We start from the raw sequence: 15,315 nt of genomic DNA, 5'->3' as shown, positions 1-15,315 counted from the left end.
GTCCGATGTTCACGGCACTGTTCACGCCCAGCCGCTCTTTTCGAGTGCCCGTCTGAGCCGGTCCAGACACCGCCTTCGCAGCCTGCCGACGCTGGCCGGACTGATGCCCAGCTCCCTCGCGAGCTGGGCGTAGGACAGCTCCGGCCGGTACGCGAGCAGCCGTATCATCCGCCGATGCGAGTCCGGCAGGCGATCGACCGCCGCCCACAGCGCGCGGTCACGTTCGGCGCGGACGACCTCGGCCTCCGGGGTCGTTTCCGCGCCGGGCAGCGGGCGTGGCGTTTCGCGCCTGTTCCTGGTGATCATCCGGAGAGCGCGGCGTCGCGCGGTGGTCGTCAGCCAAGCAGCGAGCTTCGCTTCGTCGCGTAGTGCGCCGGGCGCGCGAAGCAGTTCCAGCCACGCGTCCTGACAGACGTCGTGCGCGTCGGCTTCGCTCAGCCGGTACGCCTTCAGCGTCTTGAGCACCGCCGCCGACAGCGCGTTCACGTCCCACATCCCGGACCTTCCCCTCCCAGCGGCTTGCGCTCGCCGAACCGATCACCGAACGCGACTTGGACGGCACACACCGCATCCGGGATCCGGAAAAGGTCAGGTCACCGAGGATTTGAGTAGTTCCACCCCTCCCCGGATGGCCGCCGGGTACACACCGAGAGTGATCAACTTCGGTACTCCAGGCACCGGAGCCGGTTGCGTCGTTCCGCCTAACGGGCTGGATCGGCGGCGGCTGAAGTGAAACACTCCCCTCCGGTGCTAAAACTGGTGCAGCCCCGGGGGAACTGCGACCTGGCCGGAAGAGACCCCAAGAAAGATCGAACTCACGCGGAAAACGTGGGTTTCAGGCGCGGACGGTGGTGATTGCCATGAGTGGTACGGCAGTCGTGCGCCGTGGTGGCCTCACCACCCCGAAGCGAATCCTTTTCGCGGGCGGGCTCGTGCTCACCGGCTGGATCCTCGGCGCCGTGCTGAGCACCTCGGCTTCGGCCGACGAACAGCCACCCGCGACGCCGGAGACCTCCGTCGTCCAGCCCGCGGACGAATCCGGATCCGGGAAAACCCCCGAAAAGCCTGCCGAGTCCGAAGAGTCCAATTCGGACTCCACCGCGACCGAAACCGCGAAACCCGCTGCGACCTCTCAAGAAGAGCCCGCTCCCGTCGTGCACGAGGAGCCTGAGGCCACTGTGGAGGAAAAGTCGGTTTCTTCGCCGGAACCGGCCGCGAAAACCCAGGCGTCCACCGGCTTGCTCGGCGGCCTCGTCGGCGGCGTGCTGAACGTCGTCACGAACACGGTCGGCGGTGTCGTCCAGACCGTCGGCGGAGTCGTCGGTGTCGTCGACGGAATCGGCGACCAGGTCGTCACTCCGATCATCACGCCGGGTCCGTGCTGCGCCGGGGGCGCCCCGGTGATCCTGCCGGGCACCGGCGACATGCTCGACCCCGTCTTCGGCGGCGGTTCCGGCGAGTCGGCGGGCGGCTCGGTCACCATCGCCGTCCCGGCCAAGGCCGTCACGGAGAACGCGCCCGCGCCGGCCGCTCCGGCCCCGCGTCCGGCCGCCCCCGCCGAGAGCCCCGCTCCGGCGACGGCGAGCCAGAACCACCGCGTCACCCTGCCCGTCCGGGTCAAGACCGACGCCCAGCCCGTTCCGGCCGCGCCCGCCGAATCCGACACGCACGCGTCCCCGGACGGCGGCGGCTCGGGCGGCGGCGGTGGCCTGCCGAGCGCCCCGGTCGCCCCGATCGCGCCCACGACGACCGCCCAGCCGGGCCACGACAACTCCGGCGGCGGCCGCGGGCCGCTCGCCGTGCTCGACGCCGGAATGCCCGCCACGCAGCTGAAGCTCATCGGAACCGGCTGCGACCACGAAGGCGAGCGCACCGGCAGGGAAGCCGCGCTTCCCGCCACCTCCCCCGACTGACCTGAACGGGTCGCCGGGGAGAACCACGTCCAAACCAAGATCAACTTCGGGTTTCGACGTCTGCTGATCACTCCGGCTCAAGCCGCTTTCGCCTGCCCCTCTTTCAGGCATCCCCTTTGTCTTTCCGAACGGCCGACCGCGCCCGGCCGGTTCGGATCCCGGCCCCGGCGCCGCGCTGCCCCTGCGGCGCCGGGACCAGCACCGGGTGGACTTCGGGGGCTTCTGCTCACCGCGCCGAGCAGGAGCCGATCAAGCTCGAAGCCCGCCTGAACCGCGGGCGGTTCCCGGCACGTCGAGGGGCTGTGCCGGGTAACCGCCGCGGTGCCCGTCCCGAGGTTCCGGCCTCGGGGCGGGCCGGATAGCCGGTGCGCTGGTCGCGCGGCGCCGATGCCCTCCCTGGAGCATCGGCCGCCCCGCCGGCGCACCGGCTATTTCCGTTCCGGCCCGCGTTTCGTCCTCTAAATGCGGTAGTTGCGCGTGCAAGTACCGCATCCAGAGGACGAAACGCGTGGGGTCAGGTCACCTGGACGGTCGCCGGGGCGGCCGCGGCGGGGGTCGCGGCCATCGAGGCGGCGGCCGCGCCCAGGCGCCGCACGGCCTCGAAAAGGCGGTCGGCCGGAAGCGCGTACGGCAGCCGCAGCCAGCGCTCCAGTCCACCGTGGACACCGAATCGCGAGCCCGGCGCCACCTGCACCCCGTGGCCCGCCGCCGCGATGGCCAGCCGCGTGCTCATCGGCTCCGGCAGCCGGCACCACACCGAAAGCCCGCCGGCCGGCACGGTGAACGTCCACTCCGGGCAGTACCAGTTGAGCGCGCCGGTCAACGCGTCACGCAGCGCCAGCGTCTCCTGACGACGATGCGCCAACGCGGCCCCGCCGTCGTCGAGCAGTTCGGCCAGGACGAGCTGCTCGAAGACCGGCGACCCCAGGTCGACGGCGAACCGGGCGGCGATCAGCCTGCCGATGACGTCTTCGGAGGCGCGGATCCAGCCGAGCCGCAGACCCGCCCAATGCGATTTGGACGACGAGCCGATCGTGATGCCGAGATCACCCAGGTACGCGCCCAGCGGCGGCGGGCCGTCGGCCGGATCGCCTTCGTGGTCCAGCTCGACCAGCGTCTCGTCGACGATCGCCGGGGTGCGAGCGCGGGTCAGCGCGGCCCCGAGACGCTGACGGCCGTCGGCGTCCATACGCAGGCCGGTCGGGTTCTGGAAGTCCGCGACGAAGTACGCGAGCTTCGGCGCGGATTGCCGCAGCGCGGCCTCGATCCCGACGATGTCCCAGCCGGTGGCCGGATCGAGCGGCACCGGCACCGGGATGGCGTGTGCGGCGCCGACGGCCTCCAGTGAGTTCGGGTACGTCGGCTGCTCGACCAGCACCCGGTCGCCCGGACCGGCCAGCATCCGCAGAACCAGCACGAACGCGTGATGCGCGCCGTTGGTGACCATCACCTGATCGGCGTTGGTCGGCAGCCCTCGTTCGGTGTAGCGGCGGGCGATCCGTTCACGCAGGATCCGCAGGCCGCGGACCTGATAGGCGTTCTCGCCGAGGTGGTCGACCAGCGCCTTGCGCGCGGCGTCCACGGCCGGGACCAGGCCCGTGATGGCGGGCGGGCACGCCTGGGCGAGGTCGATGAGGTCCTCGCCGGTCGGCAGGACCGTCTCCCGGCCCCGGCCGCCGGGGGACGCGATCCACGAACCCGCCCCGCGACGGCTGGCGACCAGGCCGTCGGCGCGCAGTTTGTCCAGCGCGGCACCGATCAGCGTGCGGCTGACCTCCAGCGCGTCGGCGAGCTCGCGTTCGGCGGGGAGTTTCGTGCCGAGCGGAAGCCTGCCGTCGAGGACCAGCAGCTCGACGGCGGCCGCCAGATCCGCGGCACCGTGGCGAGAACCACTCTGCCGCCAGTTTCCCAACAAAATGGCCAATTTCGAGCCTGAAACGCGTCCAGTCAGCGGGATCAGCGGCTCCATAAGACCAATTGTTCCAGATTGGCCATGGTCAAAGTAGCCACTTACCCCCGATGGTGGTCTTGTGGCACTCAAATTCGACCTCAGACCGGTCAGCATCTCCCAGGACACCACCCGCCGCTCGATCCAGCTCGTCGCCGGACTCGCCCTCTACGGCGGCAGCATGGCCATGCTGACCAGGTCCGGGCTCGGCCTCGACCCGTGGGACGTGCTCCACGAAGGGCTGATGAAGATCACCGGGCTCTCGTTCGGCACGGTCACCGCGATCGCGTCGGTGGTGGTGCTCCTGCTGTGGATCCCGCTGCGGCAGCGGCCCGGTATCGGCACCGTGGCGAACGTCGTGGTCATCTCGCTCACCGTCGACCTCGTGCGGGTCTTCCTGCCCGACCAGCACGTGCTCGGCTGGCAGATCTTCAACCTGGTCGCCGGGGTCGTGCTCAACGGTCTCGCCGCCGCGATCTACGTCGGCGCGCGGCTCGGCCCCGGCCCGCGCGACGGGCTGATGACCGGCCTCTCGGCCCGGACGGGCAAGTCGATCCGCCTGGTCCGGACGCTCATCGAGGTCACCGTCCTGGCCGCCGGCTGGCTGCTCGGCGGCACCGTCGGTGTCGGCACGGTCCTCTACGCGCTCGCGATCGGGCCGCTGACGCAGGCTTTCCTGCCGTACGTCGTCTGGCGGGAGCGCGCCCACCCGTGATTGGAGGCGCAACTCGCGTGTTTGGAGGCGCAACTCGCGTGTTTGGAGGCGCAACTCGCGTGTTTGGAGGCGCAACTCGCGTGTTTGGAGGCGCAACTCGCGTGATCAGAGGCGTAACTCGCGTGTGCGGCGTCCAAGCACGCGAGTTACGCCTTCGATCACGTGAGTTACGCGTCTGATCACGCGAGTTGCGCGAAGCGGGGCTTCACGTCGCCGCCGAACGGCGAGGCCGGCGGGTGTCGCGAAGGCCACTTTCGCGACGTCTGATGTCCCGAAAGTGGCTTTCGCGACCCGCCTCCCCCTCAGCTGGCCTCCCGTTGTTCCAGCAGGCGGCGGACGGCGAGGTAGTCGATCCCCCGCTGCGCGAGCACGTCGGCCGCGACACCGGGGACGGCGGTCAGCGCGAGCAGCAGATGCTCGCCTTCGATGCGCTTGCTTCCGACGTCGATGGCTTCGCGAAGGCTCTTCTCCAGCACCTTCTTCGCCTCCGGCGTGAACGGCCGATGGCCGCGCCCGGCGCGCCGTCCGCCGGTCAGCGCGCCGGGACCGTGGGTCTGCTCGACCCGCTCGACGATGTGCTCGACGTCGATGCCGAACCCGCTCAGCGCCTCGACGTCGGCGTCGCTCATCCCGCCCCGCCGCCGGACGCGGCGGAGGTCGTCGGCGAGTTCGTCCGCCGGGCAGCCCAGCGCGGCGAGCACGCCGGTGTGCCGGGCGAGGGACGTCAGCAGGTGCAGCGGGTCGACGTTCCCGGACGCCTCGTCCGAGGCGACGCGCTGAGCCCCGACGACCACGTCGCGGGCTTCGGTGGTGAAGCGCTCGAACATCAATGCCTCCCGTACTTCTTGTGCACCGCTTGCCTGCTGACCCCCAGCTCGGCCGCGATCTCCTGCCAGGACCAGCCGTGCACCCGCGCGCTGCGGACCTGCACGGCCTCGAGTTGTTCCAACAGCCGGCGCAAGGCGGCGACGGCGCGCAATCCCACCCGGGGATCGCGGTCGCCGGCTCGCGCGGCCAGATCTGTCGCTTCGGTCATGACGTCAACCTACGTTGACAACTCGCCCACGTCAACCTCGGTTGACAGTTAGGGTCGGGACATGGTCGAAATCGCAGTGGCGGAAAGGGACGGAGTAGGCGCGGACGGATCGACGCGCCCGACCGAAGACCACGTCGCCGTCCTCGGCAACGCCGTGGTGGTGCTCGACGGGGCGACCGCGCCACGGCCGGATCTGCCGTCCGGCGGCTGGTACGCGAGCCTGCTCGTGCACAGCCTGTCGCGGGCGCTGACCGCCGAACCCCAGGCCGATCTCGCGGTGCTGCTGGCCGAGTCGATCGCCGACGTCGCCCGCCGCGAAGGGCTCGAACCGGGACGATCGCCGTCGAGCACGGTCGCCATCGCGCGCTGGACGGACGACACCGTCGACGGGCTGGTGCTCGCCGACAGCCCGATCGTCGCCTTCGGCCCGTCCGGCGCCGATCCGCTCACCGACGACAGGCTGGTCTCCCTGCGCGAAAGCGGCCAGCTCCGCACCGGCGCCGACGTCCGCGCGAAACGCAACGCGCCGGGCGGCTTCTGGGTCGCCGAAGCGGAACCCAAGGCCGCCGCCGAGGCCGTCCGCCGCAGCTGGCCGCGTTCGGAGGTCGACGCCCTGCTGCTGGCCACCGACGGCGTCGCGATCGGTGTCGACGAGTACGAACTGTTCGGCTGGCCGGAGGTGCTCGCCATCAGCCGGGAGCGTGGTCCGGACGCCGTCCTCGACGCGGTGCGCACGGCGGAGAAACAGGACCCCGACGGCGAGCGCTGGCCCCGCGCGAAAAGGCACGATGACCAGCTACTGGTACTCGTCGACTTCGGGGTATCCCCAGGGTAAAACCGGGGGCTTCCCGGATCGGAAAACCGCGTCCGCGCGAGCACTCTGGACCTATGACGTTCCCTGGGGAGAGATCGCGGACCAAGCCCTGGCTGATCGCGTCGGCCGCGGCCATCGGCTGGGCACTGTTCACCATGGTCGTGCTCCACCTGATCAGCTCACGCGATCCGGTGTTCGACACGCTGTCCAGCTACGCCTACGTCGACCGCGGCACCGGCATGCTCGGCGCCAGCGTGCTCTCCCTTTCCATCGGCTCGCTCACCGCGCTCGGCGCGCTGGCCGCAGCCGGTATCCCGCTCAGCCGCACCACGAAACTGCTGTTCGTGCTGTGGTCGCTCGGCCTGGCGGCGGCCGCGATCTTCCCGGCGAGCTACCCCGAATTCCCGGATCCGGTCAGCGGCGAGATCCACCTGTACGCGTGCCTCATCGCGTTCCTCAGCCTGCCCGCCGCCGGTTTCACCCTGCGCGACAACCTGCGCGGCACGCCGGCGGCCAAGCTGGTCGGCCGCCTGGCCTGGGGCAGCGCGGCCGGGTTGATCGTCTTCGGGCTCAGCTTCATCTTCGTGCGCCTGTCCGGCATACCGTTCTTCAAGACGCTGACCGACATCGCGCCGGTCGGGGTCATGCAGCGGGTTTCGCTGGTGGCGCACGTGATCCTGATCGCCGGGATGCTGAAGGTCGCGTCAGCGGCGCACCGCGTCGGCGAATTCGGGGGCGTAGCCGTACAGGCCGGGCAGACCGCCCGTATGCAGGAAGACAACGTGCTCGTCGGCCGCGAAATGGCCTTCGGCGGCCCACTCGACCAGCGCGGCGCCCACCTTGCCGGTGTACACGGGATCGAGCGCGATCCCTTCCGAGCGGCCGAAAAGCCGCACCGCGTCCCACGTCCCGGCGGTCGGGATCCCGTACCCGGGGCCGATCGCGCGGTCGTCGATACGCAGGCCGTCGAGTGACGGGGGTTCGCTCCCCAGCAGCACCGAGGCCGCGGTGGTGAGGTCGGCCAGGTTGTCGAGGGCCTCGTCAACCGGATGGCTGACGCAGGCGATGTCCAGCGTCAGCCACTCGAGGTCGGCCGTTCCGACGACGAGCCCGGCGGACGTCCCGCCACTGGCGTGCGGGGCCACCAGCCGTGCCTTGGTGACGCCCAGCTCGCCGAGCTGCCCGGCGAGCTCCCGCGCCGCCGCCACGTAGCCGAGGGCGCCGACGCCGTCGGAACCGCCGACCGGGAACGTGGCCACCTCGCGCCCCTCGGCCGCGGCCTCGGTGATCAGCCGCTCGTAGGTCCTGCCGGTCTCCTCGCCGTCGCGGCAGACGTGCACGTTCGCGCCGAAGAGGTGGTCGAGGGACACGTTGCCGGACCGCTCGTACGCGTCACCTTCACGAGGGACCTTCGCAGTCAGCACGAGCTCGCACCGCAGCCCGAGCTTCGCGCAGGCCGCGGCGGTCTGCCGACCGTGGTTGGTCTGCAGCGCCCCGAAGGTGATCACCGTGTCGGCGCCGTTCTCGATCGCCGCGCCGAGCAGGAACTCGAGTTTGCGCAGTTTGTTCCCGCCTGCCCCGAGCGGATGCACGTCGTCCCGTTTGAGCAGCAGGTTCGGCAGGCCGAGCGCCTCCCCCAGCCGGGGTGCCGGGTGCAGCGGCGTGGGATAGCCACCGAGGTCGACGCGGGGAAAGCGATCGAGGTTCATGAACGTCACGTAACCACATAGAAGCTACTCGGTGGTATCGTTCGTTTGAACGAACGAGACGCGCAGGGGGAACCATGACCACCTCGAAACCGGACCTCGCGTTCACCGGCCTGGCCGAACAGGCCTCGCTGCTCGCCACTGGCGCGGTCACTTCCGTCGAACTCACCCGGCAGGCGCTCAAGAAGGCCGAGGCCAGCCAGCCCGTTCTCAACGCCTTCAAATGCCTTCGCGCCGAAGAAGCCCTGCGTGAGGCGGAGCAGGCCGACCGGAGGCTCGCCGCCGGTGAGACCGCTCCCCTGCTCGGCGTCCCCACCGCCATCAAGGACGACCTCGACGTCACCGGTCTGCCGACGGCGTTCGGCTGTGAAGGCGACTTCTCCGTCGCGACGGTCGATTCACCGCCTGTCGCCGCGCTCCGCCGGGCGGGCGCGGTGCTCATCGGCAAGACCAACACCCCGGAACTCGGCCAGTGGCCGTTCACCGAAGGCCCGGCGTTCGGCGCGACCCGCAATCCGTGGGACACCGAGCGCACCCCGGGCGGTTCCTCCGGCGGCGCGGCGGCGGCCATCGCGTCGGGGGTGATCGCCGCCGCGCTGGGGTCCGATGGAGCCGGGTCGATCCGGATCCCGGCCGCGTGGACCGATCTGGTCGGGATCAAACCGCAGCGCGGCCGCGTCCCGACCGAACGCGAACTCTTCCACGGCCTGACCGTGGTCGGCCCGCTCGCGCGCACCGTCGCCGACGCGGCCCTCCTGCTCGACGTCGCCGCCGGCACCGGCACCGCGTTCCAGGCCGCCGCCCGCCGCGAGCCGGGCCGCCTGCGGATCGGGCTGTCCACGCGGATCCCGTTCACCGCGACGAAAACGAAGCTGGATCCGCAGGCGCACGCGGCCGTCGTCCGGCTCGCGGAGCGGTTCGCCGAACTGGGCCACGACATCGTCGAGATCGAACCCGACTACCGGCTGATCGGCCTCACCTTCCTGCCGCGTTCGCTCGTCGGCGTGCGTGACTGGTCCCGTCGCGTCCCGGACCAGGCGCGGCTCGACCCGCGCACCCGCGCCAACGCGCGGCAGGGTTCGGCACTGGCCGGTCCGGCGCTGCGGCTCGCCCGCGCCACGGAACCGTTGCTGCAGCGGCAGATCGGCTCGGTGTTCGGGCGGGTGGACGTCGTGCTCACGCCCACCACCGCCACGCCGCCACCGCGGATCGGCACCTTCAACCAGCTCTCCGGCTGGCAGACCGATCAGGCCATGATCGCCGCGTGCCCCTACGCTTGGCCGTGGAACGTGCTGGGCTGGCCGGGGGTCAACGTCCCCGCCGGGCTGAGCCCGGACGGCCTGCCGCTCGGCGGGCAGCTGCTCGGCCCCTCGCACGCCGAGGAACGGCTGATCTCGCTGGCCGCGCAACTGGAAGAGGTCGAACGGTGGCAGGACCGCGAACCCGAGACCGCTTGGTGAACACCCGCGAGGCCATCCTCCACGCCGCCCTCAAGGTGGTCGGGGCACAGGGTGTCGGCGGGCTGACCAATCGCCGGATCGCGACCGCGGCCGGTGTCTCGCTGGGCACGCTGACCTACCACTTCCCCAGTCAGACCGCGTTGCTGCGCGAGGCGATGCTGCTGTTCGTCGAAGAAGAAACCACGAAGCTGACCGGGTTCGTCGACGCGTACCGCGAGCAGGGCTTGAGCGTCGAGCAGGCCGCGTCGGTGGTCGAGCAGGTCATCGGGCAGCTCCCGTTCGGCACCGACGAGCTCGGCGCGCACGAGCTGTACCTGCAGGCCGCGCGCGACCCCGGGCTCCAGGACGCGGCCGCCCGCTGTTTCGCCGCGTACGACGAACTCGCGCTGGTGATCCTGAAAACGCTCGGTGTGCCGTCCCCGGAACGGCTGACCGGCCCCGTCGTCGCGCTCATCGCCGGAGTGCAGTTGCGCAGGCTGGCCACGGGTGACGACGGCGTCGAGGTGGCGCAGTCGTTGATGATGCTCGTCCGCGGCGCGTCATGAGCGGTCCGCCGATCGTCAAGGGGACGGCGGCGTGGAAGTACTTCGGTGACTTCCGGGCCGGGTTGCTGGCCGGCCAGGTGCTGGTGCTGCAGGTCGCGCATCCGGTGGTCGCGGCCGGGGTGCGGGATCATTCCGACTACATCGAAGATCCGTGGACGCGGCTGATGCGCACGGCCGCGTCGCTGTCCATCTACATCTACGGCGGCCCGGAGGGCGCGCGCTACGAGGCGGACCGGCTGCGCACCTTGCACCGGTCGTTCACCGGTGTCGACGACGGCCGCCGGTACAGCGCGCTGAACCCGCACGCGTACGCCTGGGTGCACGCCACGCTTGTCATGGTTCCCGTTGACACACAACGGTTCTACGGAACGCCGATGAGTCCGTCCGAAGTGGACGAGTACTACGCGCAGATGTGCGACGTCGGGCGGCTCCTCGGCCTGCGGGAGCAAGACCTTCCGCCGACGTGGCCCGAATTCGAGCGGTACTACGCGGACATGATCGACGGATTCGGCCCGAACGCAACGATTTCGACCCTGTTCGAAACGATCCGGACGGTGAAGAAACCGTGGCGATGGCTGCCCGACGAACGGTGGGTCCGGCTTCAACGGTGGCAGCATCGAGGCCAGATGTTCGTCATCCGCGCCACGCTGCCGCCCGCGTTGCGCGAGCGCCTCGGTCTCCGGTGGACCGCTCGTGACCAGCGCCGATTCGACCGGTTCCGCGCGGTGGTGCGGCTGGTCGGCGGGCTGACGCCGGTGCCGTTGCGTTCTTCGCTGGTTCGCCGGATCGGCAGGCTCAACGTCTGGTTCCGGGCACATCCGCGCGCGTACCGTTTCCTCGGGGGCTGAAGGACGCTTTCGCCGCATCAGACGAGGCGAAGGGCGGGCGCTTTCACTGCATCGCATGAGGGGAAAGTCCCCTTCAGCCCCCACCGGAGTAAGGGCCGCCGTCCCCTTCACGGGGGACCCCGGTTCACCCCGCGCCGTGACGCTTTCGGAGACCATCGTCGTTAACTTCGGCCGGGATGGGGAATTCACCGAGGGGGCGGCGCACGGCGCCGATGGTCATCGCCCGCGTACTCGTGCTCTGCGCGCTGGCGTCCGTTCTGCTGTCCGGCACCGCGCGGGCGGACGGCGTGTCGAGCGGCGCGGACGTCCAGGTCGCGCAGACGCTCGGCACCCGGGATCTCACGGTCATCCTGCGGCGGATGGACATCGCGCCCGGCCCCCTGCACGTCGACGTCGTCACGCACGCCGGAGGCCCGCCGGGGACGCTGAAACTGCGCGCGTCGGCCGCCGGGACGACGTTTTCCGAAGCCACGGTGCGGCTGGACGGCAAGCCGGGTGCGCATTCCGCGCGGCTCCAGGTCGACCAGCCGGGGCCGTGGGAGCTCGGCCTCGACGACGGGACGGACACCGCGTCGATCCCGTTCATCGTCCCGGCCAGGGTCGTCCCGCCGTGGGAAAAGGCCACCTTCGGCGGTTTCGTCGCCGCGGGTGTGTTCCTGGTGCTCGGTCTCGTCGTCGCGCTGCGCGTCCGGCGGCCGCAACTCGCGCTGATCCCCGCCGGCGGGATGGTGGCCGCGCTCGCGGTCGCGATCACCGGCGCGATGCTGTCGGCGTCCACCCCGCCGCCGCCCGCGCCCGGCACGGAGCTGGACCCGACGATCGACAACGTCCGGGACCCGTACGCGAACGCGCAGATGTCCACTGTGGACTTCTCCCGGCCGCCGGTGAACATCGCCGCGCATGCGCCGAACGCGCGATCGGGCGCGCTCGCCGAGGTCCGGATCGCCGTCGCCGACGGCGCGACCGGCCGACCTGTCGACGATCTTCTGGTGCACGACAACGCTTTGATCCACCTGGTCGTCATCTCGCCGACGGGCAGGCTGTGGCATCTGCATCCGGTGCGGTCCGGCCCCGGCGACTACCGGGTGAAGTTCACGCCGCCCGAGGCCGGGACCTACGCCGTCGCCGCGGAACTCGCCCGGCGAGGTGGCGGCGTGCAACTGGCCCGCACCACGCTCGCCGTCGCGACCGGAACGGACTCTCCTGCCGAACCCGTTCCCACCGGAGCGGGAAAGCGAATCGTCCAGGGGAACCCGGTCGCCGTCGAGGTCGTGCCGGGGAAACCGGCCACGATCACCGCGCGGTTCGGGAAGGCGGATCTCCAACCCTGGCTGGGCATGCTCGGCCACCTCATCGTCGTCGGCCCGATCACCGGCGACCACCGGGTCGGCGCGGATGCCGCTGCCGCGCCGACCTGGGCCCATGTGCATTCGATGATCCCGCAATCCCCTGGTATGCCAGGGAAACCGGATGAGACCGTCGCCGCGTACGGCCCTGACGTCCCGTTCACCTACACCTTCTCCGCACCGGGCAAGTACCGCCTGTGGCTGCAGGCCGAACGCGACTACACGGTGCTGACCGTGCCCATGCAGATCGAGGTCCCGCCGGAAGGGGCACCGCAGTGAGTTCCACAGTGGACAGAAGAAAACCGGTTCTGCTGATCTCCGTGGTCGCGGTGCTCGCGGCGGCGATCGTCGCCTGGCTGGTGTGGCCGAGCAGTGGCGGCGAGCAGATGCAGCGCTCGACACAGGGCCCGTACACGGTGCAGCTGTCGGTCGAAGATCCGCACCAGGGCGGCAATGTCTTCGCCCTGACCGTCACGGGCGCGACACCGGACGTCGTCACCCTCGAACCCGTGATGCCGCAGATGGGGCACGCGCTCGCGCCGTCGCCCGCGATCGCGGAGGGGCCGGGGACCTTCCGCACCGGCGACGTCCTGCTGCCGATGTCGGGGCAATGGGAGATCACCGTTTCACTGCGCGGGCCGTCCGGCGCCACGCAGCACGTTTTTCCTTTGCTGGTCAAGTAAAGAGAGGGAGGTCGGGGGTATGGATCTCACCGCGGGAGGGACGAGGGCCGTCTCGGTGGCACGCAGTGAACGCACCGGTCTCGTACCGGCGGGCACGGTGCTGGCCGGGTCGGTGATCTCGCTGATCGGGCTGACCTGGGACATCCAATGGCACGGCGACGTCGGCCCGGACACGTTCTTCACGATGCCGCACCTGTTCCTGTATTCGGGCAGCGCGATCTCCGGGCTGGCGAGCCTCGTGGTCGTGCTCATGACCACGGCCGCGCGCCGGGCGGGACGCCCGATCGACGCGCGGGTCGGCGGCCGCGCGATCAACGTCTTCGGCAAGGTCTTCGCCGCGCCCGCCGGCTATCTGGTGACCGGCACCGGCGCGGCGATGTTCCTGCTGTACGGCCTGTGGGACCAGTGGTGGCACGGGCTCTACGGTTTCGACGCGGTGATCGACTCGCCGCCGCACATCGGGCTGCTGCTGTCGATCACGCTGAGCATCATCGGCACGGTCATGGTGTTCGCGGCCGCGCGGGAACACCGCTGGGGCACCGTCGGCGTGGTCGGCAGCCTCGGGGTGCTGATCGCGTTCAGCACGGTGATCGTGCTGGGGTTGCAGCAGATCGACGTCGACGGGCTCGACGTCGTGTCGGTCGGCATCGCGCTGCTTTCGGTGCTGCTGGTCTCGGCGGGCGCCGGGTTCTGGGCACGGCCGGGCGGAGCGGTCCGGGTCGCCGCGGCGCTGGCGGTCATCCAGGCGATCACCTGGTGGTTCTCGCCGTGGGCCGCCGAGGCGTACGCGGGCGCGGTGGGCCTGCCGATGCGCGACTACATCGACGGTGTCCCCGCGATGCCGTCGATGATGCCGATGGCGCTGCTGCCCCTCGCGGCCGTGCTCGAAGCGGTGTACCTGCTGTCCCGGCGCGGCTGGTCCGCGGGCCGGGTTTCGGTGCTGGCAGGCGGAATCGGCGGGCTCCTGGTCGGCGCGAGCATGCCGATCCAGAACGCGATCGTCTACGGCGCCGACCGGATGCCGTGGGCGGTCGTGTTCGCCACCGCCGCCGCCGGCGCGGTGGTCGGGCTGCTCGGCGGGTTCGCCGGGTGGCGGTTCGGCGGGATGCTGGGGCTGCTGGCCCCGGCGAAGGGGGACAACGCGCATGCGTAAGACATTGCTGGCCTTGGCGGCGGCGATCGGCCTGCTGTTCGCGACGACGCCCGCGGCGAACGCCTACGAACCGGTGAACATCGTCCACACCGAACGGGTCCAGGTCGGACCGTACGGCATGACGGTCGGCTTCAGCACGTGGCCGTTGCGCGCGATGCAATCGCTGGACTTCACGTTCATCCCGGACGACGGGATCGCCGGGAAGTCGGGGACGCTCGCGTTCCTCAATCCGGAGACCGGGCGGCTGGGCCGTCCCCAGCCGCTGGCGAAGCATCCGCGGAAACTGGAGGTGTGGGGGCTGGACATCCGCGCCCTGCAGACGGAGGGCTCGTGGACGTTCCGGTTCGAGATCGAAGGCCCCGCCGGCAAGGGCGCTGGGGAACTGCGTGATCTGGCGGTGCTCGAACAGCCGGGACCGCCCATGGCGGTGAGCTGGTCGATCAGCCTGATCCCGCTGATCGTCCTCGCCGTCCTGATCGCCGTCGCGTGGCGCAGGACGAAATCCAGGCTGCGCGGGAAGGGGCTCCCCGTGCCGGTGTGACTCGAAGTGACCGAAGATCGGATGGCTCGCGTGTCCCGATGGGCACGCGAGCCCTTCGTCACGGACTCAAATCGAACTGTCCGGCTTTGACCGCCTTGAGGAAGGCGTTCCACTCACCGGAATCGAAGACGAAGACGGGACTGTGGGCCAGCTTGGTGTCCCGGACCCCCACCAGGCCTTCCCGGCCGAGGTTGACCTCGACGCAGTTCCCCCCGTTGGGTTCACTCGCGAAGGACTTCTCCCACGCGGAGTCGTCGAACAGCGACACGGCCGTGGTCGGATCGTAATCCGCCGCCGATGGATAATCGGCCATTGGTCGTACCTCCGAACGTCGGTCGGGGGCGCGGGCCGCGACCTGCGCGAACCGTCACCGTCCCGGCTTCTCCCTGCCTCAACGGGACTATCCCGCACGGCCAAGTGGGTGATCAACTCCGCCCACCCTCGACATGAAGATTATTCCAGGAGTAGGATTAATCGCAGCGGCCGGGGCTCGGTTGTTGGTGATTCGCTCGCAGCAGGTTTCGCCGTTCCGGCAGGGCACCGACGGCAGGTGACCGGCGGGAACACCCACCCCGCGGCGCAGGACCACCCACCGCCGACCTCGTGG

At 70.5% G+C, this 15,315-nt stretch carries 16 protein-coding genes and 1 pseudogene; 11 read left to right on the top strand and 6 right to left on the bottom strand.

The window, feature by feature from the left end; genetic code table 11:
* Positions 1-21: 21 nt before the first annotated feature.
* Positions 22-495, bottom strand: a complete 474-nt coding sequence (locus ACOCEP_RS13400; RefSeq protein ID WP_482337514.1) for a sigma-70 family RNA polymerase sigma factor — start codon at positions 493-495, stop codon at positions 22-24.
* A 365-nt stretch (positions 496-860) separates the two neighbouring features.
* On the opposite strand from ACOCEP_RS13400, the gene ACOCEP_RS13395 reads away from it, so the two are divergent.
* Complete coding sequence (locus ACOCEP_RS13395) at positions 861-1,913, top strand: hypothetical protein (RefSeq protein WP_482337513.1); 1,053 nt, start codon at positions 861-863, stop codon at positions 1,911-1,913.
* A gap of 514 nt (positions 1,914-2,427) precedes the next feature.
* Here ACOCEP_RS13395 and yczR read toward each other — a convergent pair.
* Positions 2,428-3,882 carry a MocR-like transcription factor YczR gene (gene yczR / locus ACOCEP_RS13390; RefSeq protein ID WP_482337512.1) on the bottom strand — a complete coding sequence of 485 codons (1,455 nt, stop codon included), beginning with the start codon at positions 3,880-3,882 and terminating at the stop codon, positions 2,428-2,430.
* Positions 3,883-3,943: 61 nt separating this feature from the next.
* Between yczR and yczE the strand changes: the two genes are divergently transcribed.
* On the top strand, positions 3,944-4,576 hold the full coding sequence (gene yczE / locus ACOCEP_RS13385; RefSeq protein WP_482337511.1) for a membrane protein YczE: 633 nt from the start codon (positions 3,944-3,946) through the stop codon (positions 4,574-4,576).
* Between the two features lie 302 nt (positions 4,577-4,878).
* Here the strand turns inward: yczE and ACOCEP_RS13380 are convergent, their stop codons facing one another.
* Together ACOCEP_RS13380 and ACOCEP_RS13375 are read right to left on the bottom strand one after the other, a co-directional pair.
* Positions 4,879-5,403 carry a Clp protease N-terminal domain-containing protein gene (locus ACOCEP_RS13380; protein WP_482337510.1) on the bottom strand — a complete coding sequence of 175 codons (525 nt, stop codon included), beginning with the start codon at positions 5,401-5,403 and terminating at the stop codon, positions 4,879-4,881.
* Positions 5,403-5,612 carry a sigma factor-like helix-turn-helix DNA-binding protein gene (locus ACOCEP_RS13375; RefSeq protein ID WP_004559389.1) on the bottom strand — a complete coding sequence of 70 codons (210 nt, stop codon included), beginning with the start codon at positions 5,610-5,612 and terminating at the stop codon, positions 5,403-5,405. Before ACOCEP_RS13375 ends, ACOCEP_RS13380 begins: the two co-directional genes overlap by 1 nt.
* Before the next feature lie 61 nt (positions 5,613-5,673).
* Between ACOCEP_RS13375 and ACOCEP_RS13370 the strand changes: the two genes are divergently transcribed.
* Complete coding sequence (locus ACOCEP_RS13370) at positions 5,674-6,447, top strand: protein phosphatase 2C domain-containing protein (protein WP_482337509.1); 774 nt, start codon at positions 5,674-5,676, stop codon at positions 6,445-6,447.
* 53 nt (positions 6,448-6,500) lie between these two features.
* Positions 6,501-7,052: pseudogene (locus tag ACOCEP_RS13365) on the top strand (DUF998 domain-containing protein); the annotation flags it as partial.
* 78 nt (positions 7,053-7,130) lie between these two features.
* On the opposite strand, the gene ACOCEP_RS13360 reads toward ACOCEP_RS13365, so the two are convergent.
* Positions 7,131-8,135, bottom strand: a complete 1,005-nt coding sequence (locus ACOCEP_RS13360; RefSeq protein ID WP_482337508.1) for a D-cysteine desulfhydrase family protein — start codon at positions 8,133-8,135, stop codon at positions 7,131-7,133.
* Positions 8,136-8,209: 74 nt separating this feature from the next.
* Here ACOCEP_RS13360 and ACOCEP_RS13355 point away from each other — a divergent pair, with 74 nt between their 5' ends.
* From ACOCEP_RS13355 to ACOCEP_RS13325, 7 genes are all read left to right on the top strand, one after another.
* Positions 8,210-9,592 carry an amidase gene (locus tag ACOCEP_RS13355; RefSeq protein WP_482337507.1) on the top strand — a complete coding sequence of 461 codons (1,383 nt, stop codon included), beginning with the start codon at positions 8,210-8,212 and terminating at the stop codon, positions 9,590-9,592.
* Complete coding sequence (locus tag ACOCEP_RS13350) at positions 9,589-10,137, top strand: TetR/AcrR family transcriptional regulator (RefSeq protein ID WP_482339707.1); 549 nt, start codon at positions 9,589-9,591, stop codon at positions 10,135-10,137. Before ACOCEP_RS13355 ends, ACOCEP_RS13350 begins: the two co-directional genes overlap by 4 nt.
* Positions 10,134-10,985, top strand: a complete 852-nt coding sequence (locus tag ACOCEP_RS13345) for an oxygenase MpaB family protein (RefSeq protein ID WP_482337506.1) — start codon at positions 10,134-10,136, stop codon at positions 10,983-10,985. Before ACOCEP_RS13350 ends, ACOCEP_RS13345 begins: the two co-directional genes overlap by 4 nt.
* Before the next feature lie 176 nt (positions 10,986-11,161).
* Positions 11,162-12,610 (top strand): hypothetical protein, encoded by a 1,449-nt coding sequence (locus ACOCEP_RS13340; protein ID WP_482337505.1) that lies wholly within the window; start codon positions 11,162-11,164, stop codon positions 12,608-12,610.
* Positions 12,607-13,014, top strand: a complete 408-nt coding sequence (locus ACOCEP_RS13335; RefSeq protein ID WP_482337504.1) for a FixH family protein — start codon at positions 12,607-12,609, stop codon at positions 13,012-13,014. The genes ACOCEP_RS13340 and ACOCEP_RS13335 overlap by 4 nt, the downstream gene beginning before the upstream one ends.
* A 19-nt stretch (positions 13,015-13,033) precedes the next feature.
* Positions 13,034-14,167 carry a hypothetical protein gene (locus tag ACOCEP_RS13330; RefSeq protein ID WP_482337503.1) on the top strand — a complete coding sequence of 378 codons (1,134 nt, stop codon included), beginning with the start codon at positions 13,034-13,036 and terminating at the stop codon, positions 14,165-14,167.
* Positions 14,160-14,708, top strand: coding sequence for a hypothetical protein (locus tag ACOCEP_RS13325; RefSeq protein WP_482337502.1), 549 nt, complete (start codon positions 14,160-14,162; stop codon positions 14,706-14,708). The genes ACOCEP_RS13330 and ACOCEP_RS13325 overlap by 8 nt, the downstream gene beginning before the upstream one ends.
* 58 nt (positions 14,709-14,766) lie before the next feature.
* On the opposite strand, the gene ACOCEP_RS13320 is transcribed toward ACOCEP_RS13325, so the two are convergent.
* Complete coding sequence (locus tag ACOCEP_RS13320; RefSeq protein ID WP_482337501.1) at positions 14,767-15,021, bottom strand: DUF397 domain-containing protein; 255 nt, start codon at positions 15,019-15,021, stop codon at positions 14,767-14,769.
* Positions 15,022-15,315: the final 294 nt, after the last annotated feature.

It is taken from the genome of Amycolatopsis sp. CA-211722, from assembly GCF_056828465.1.
This window is presented reverse-complemented; position numbering and strand designations above follow the sequence as displayed.

Excerpts from the sequence above, each read along its gene's own strand:
- ACOCEP_RS13400 (WP_482337514.1), bottom strand. The coding sequence starts at position 495 with ATGTGGGACGTGAACGCGCTGTCGGCGGCGGTGCTCAAGACGCTGAAG.
- ACOCEP_RS13395 (WP_482337513.1), top strand. The coding sequence starts at position 861 with ATGAGTGGTACGGCAGTCGTGCGCCGTGGTGGCCTCACCACCCCGAAG.
- yczR (WP_482337512.1), bottom strand. The coding sequence starts at position 3,882 with ATGGAGCCGCTGATCCCGCTGACTGGACGCGTTTCAGGCTCGAAATTG.
- ACOCEP_RS13380 (WP_482337510.1), bottom strand. The coding sequence starts at position 5,403 with ATGTTCGAGCGCTTCACCACCGAAGCCCGCGACGTGGTCGTCGGGGCT.
- ACOCEP_RS13375 (WP_004559389.1), bottom strand. The coding sequence starts at position 5,612 with ATGACCGAAGCGACAGATCTGGCCGCGCGAGCCGGCGACCGCGATCCC.
- ACOCEP_RS13370 (WP_482337509.1), top strand. The coding sequence starts at position 5,674 with ATGGTCGAAATCGCAGTGGCGGAAAGGGACGGAGTAGGCGCGGACGGA.
- ACOCEP_RS13360 (WP_482337508.1), bottom strand. The coding sequence starts at position 8,135 with ATGAACCTCGATCGCTTTCCCCGCGTCGACCTCGGTGGCTATCCCACG.
- ACOCEP_RS13355 (WP_482337507.1), top strand. The coding sequence starts at position 8,210 with ATGACCACCTCGAAACCGGACCTCGCGTTCACCGGCCTGGCCGAACAG.
- ACOCEP_RS13345 (WP_482337506.1), top strand. The coding sequence starts at position 10,134 with ATGAGCGGTCCGCCGATCGTCAAGGGGACGGCGGCGTGGAAGTACTTC.
- ACOCEP_RS13340 (WP_482337505.1), top strand. The coding sequence starts at position 11,162 with ATGGGGAATTCACCGAGGGGGCGGCGCACGGCGCCGATGGTCATCGCC.
- ACOCEP_RS13330 (WP_482337503.1), top strand. The coding sequence starts at position 13,034 with ATGGATCTCACCGCGGGAGGGACGAGGGCCGTCTCGGTGGCACGCAGT.
- ACOCEP_RS13325 (WP_482337502.1), top strand. The coding sequence starts at position 14,160 with ATGCGTAAGACATTGCTGGCCTTGGCGGCGGCGATCGGCCTGCTGTTC.
- ACOCEP_RS13320 (WP_482337501.1), bottom strand. The coding sequence starts at position 15,021 with ATGGCCGATTATCCATCGGCGGCGGATTACGATCCGACCACGGCCGTG.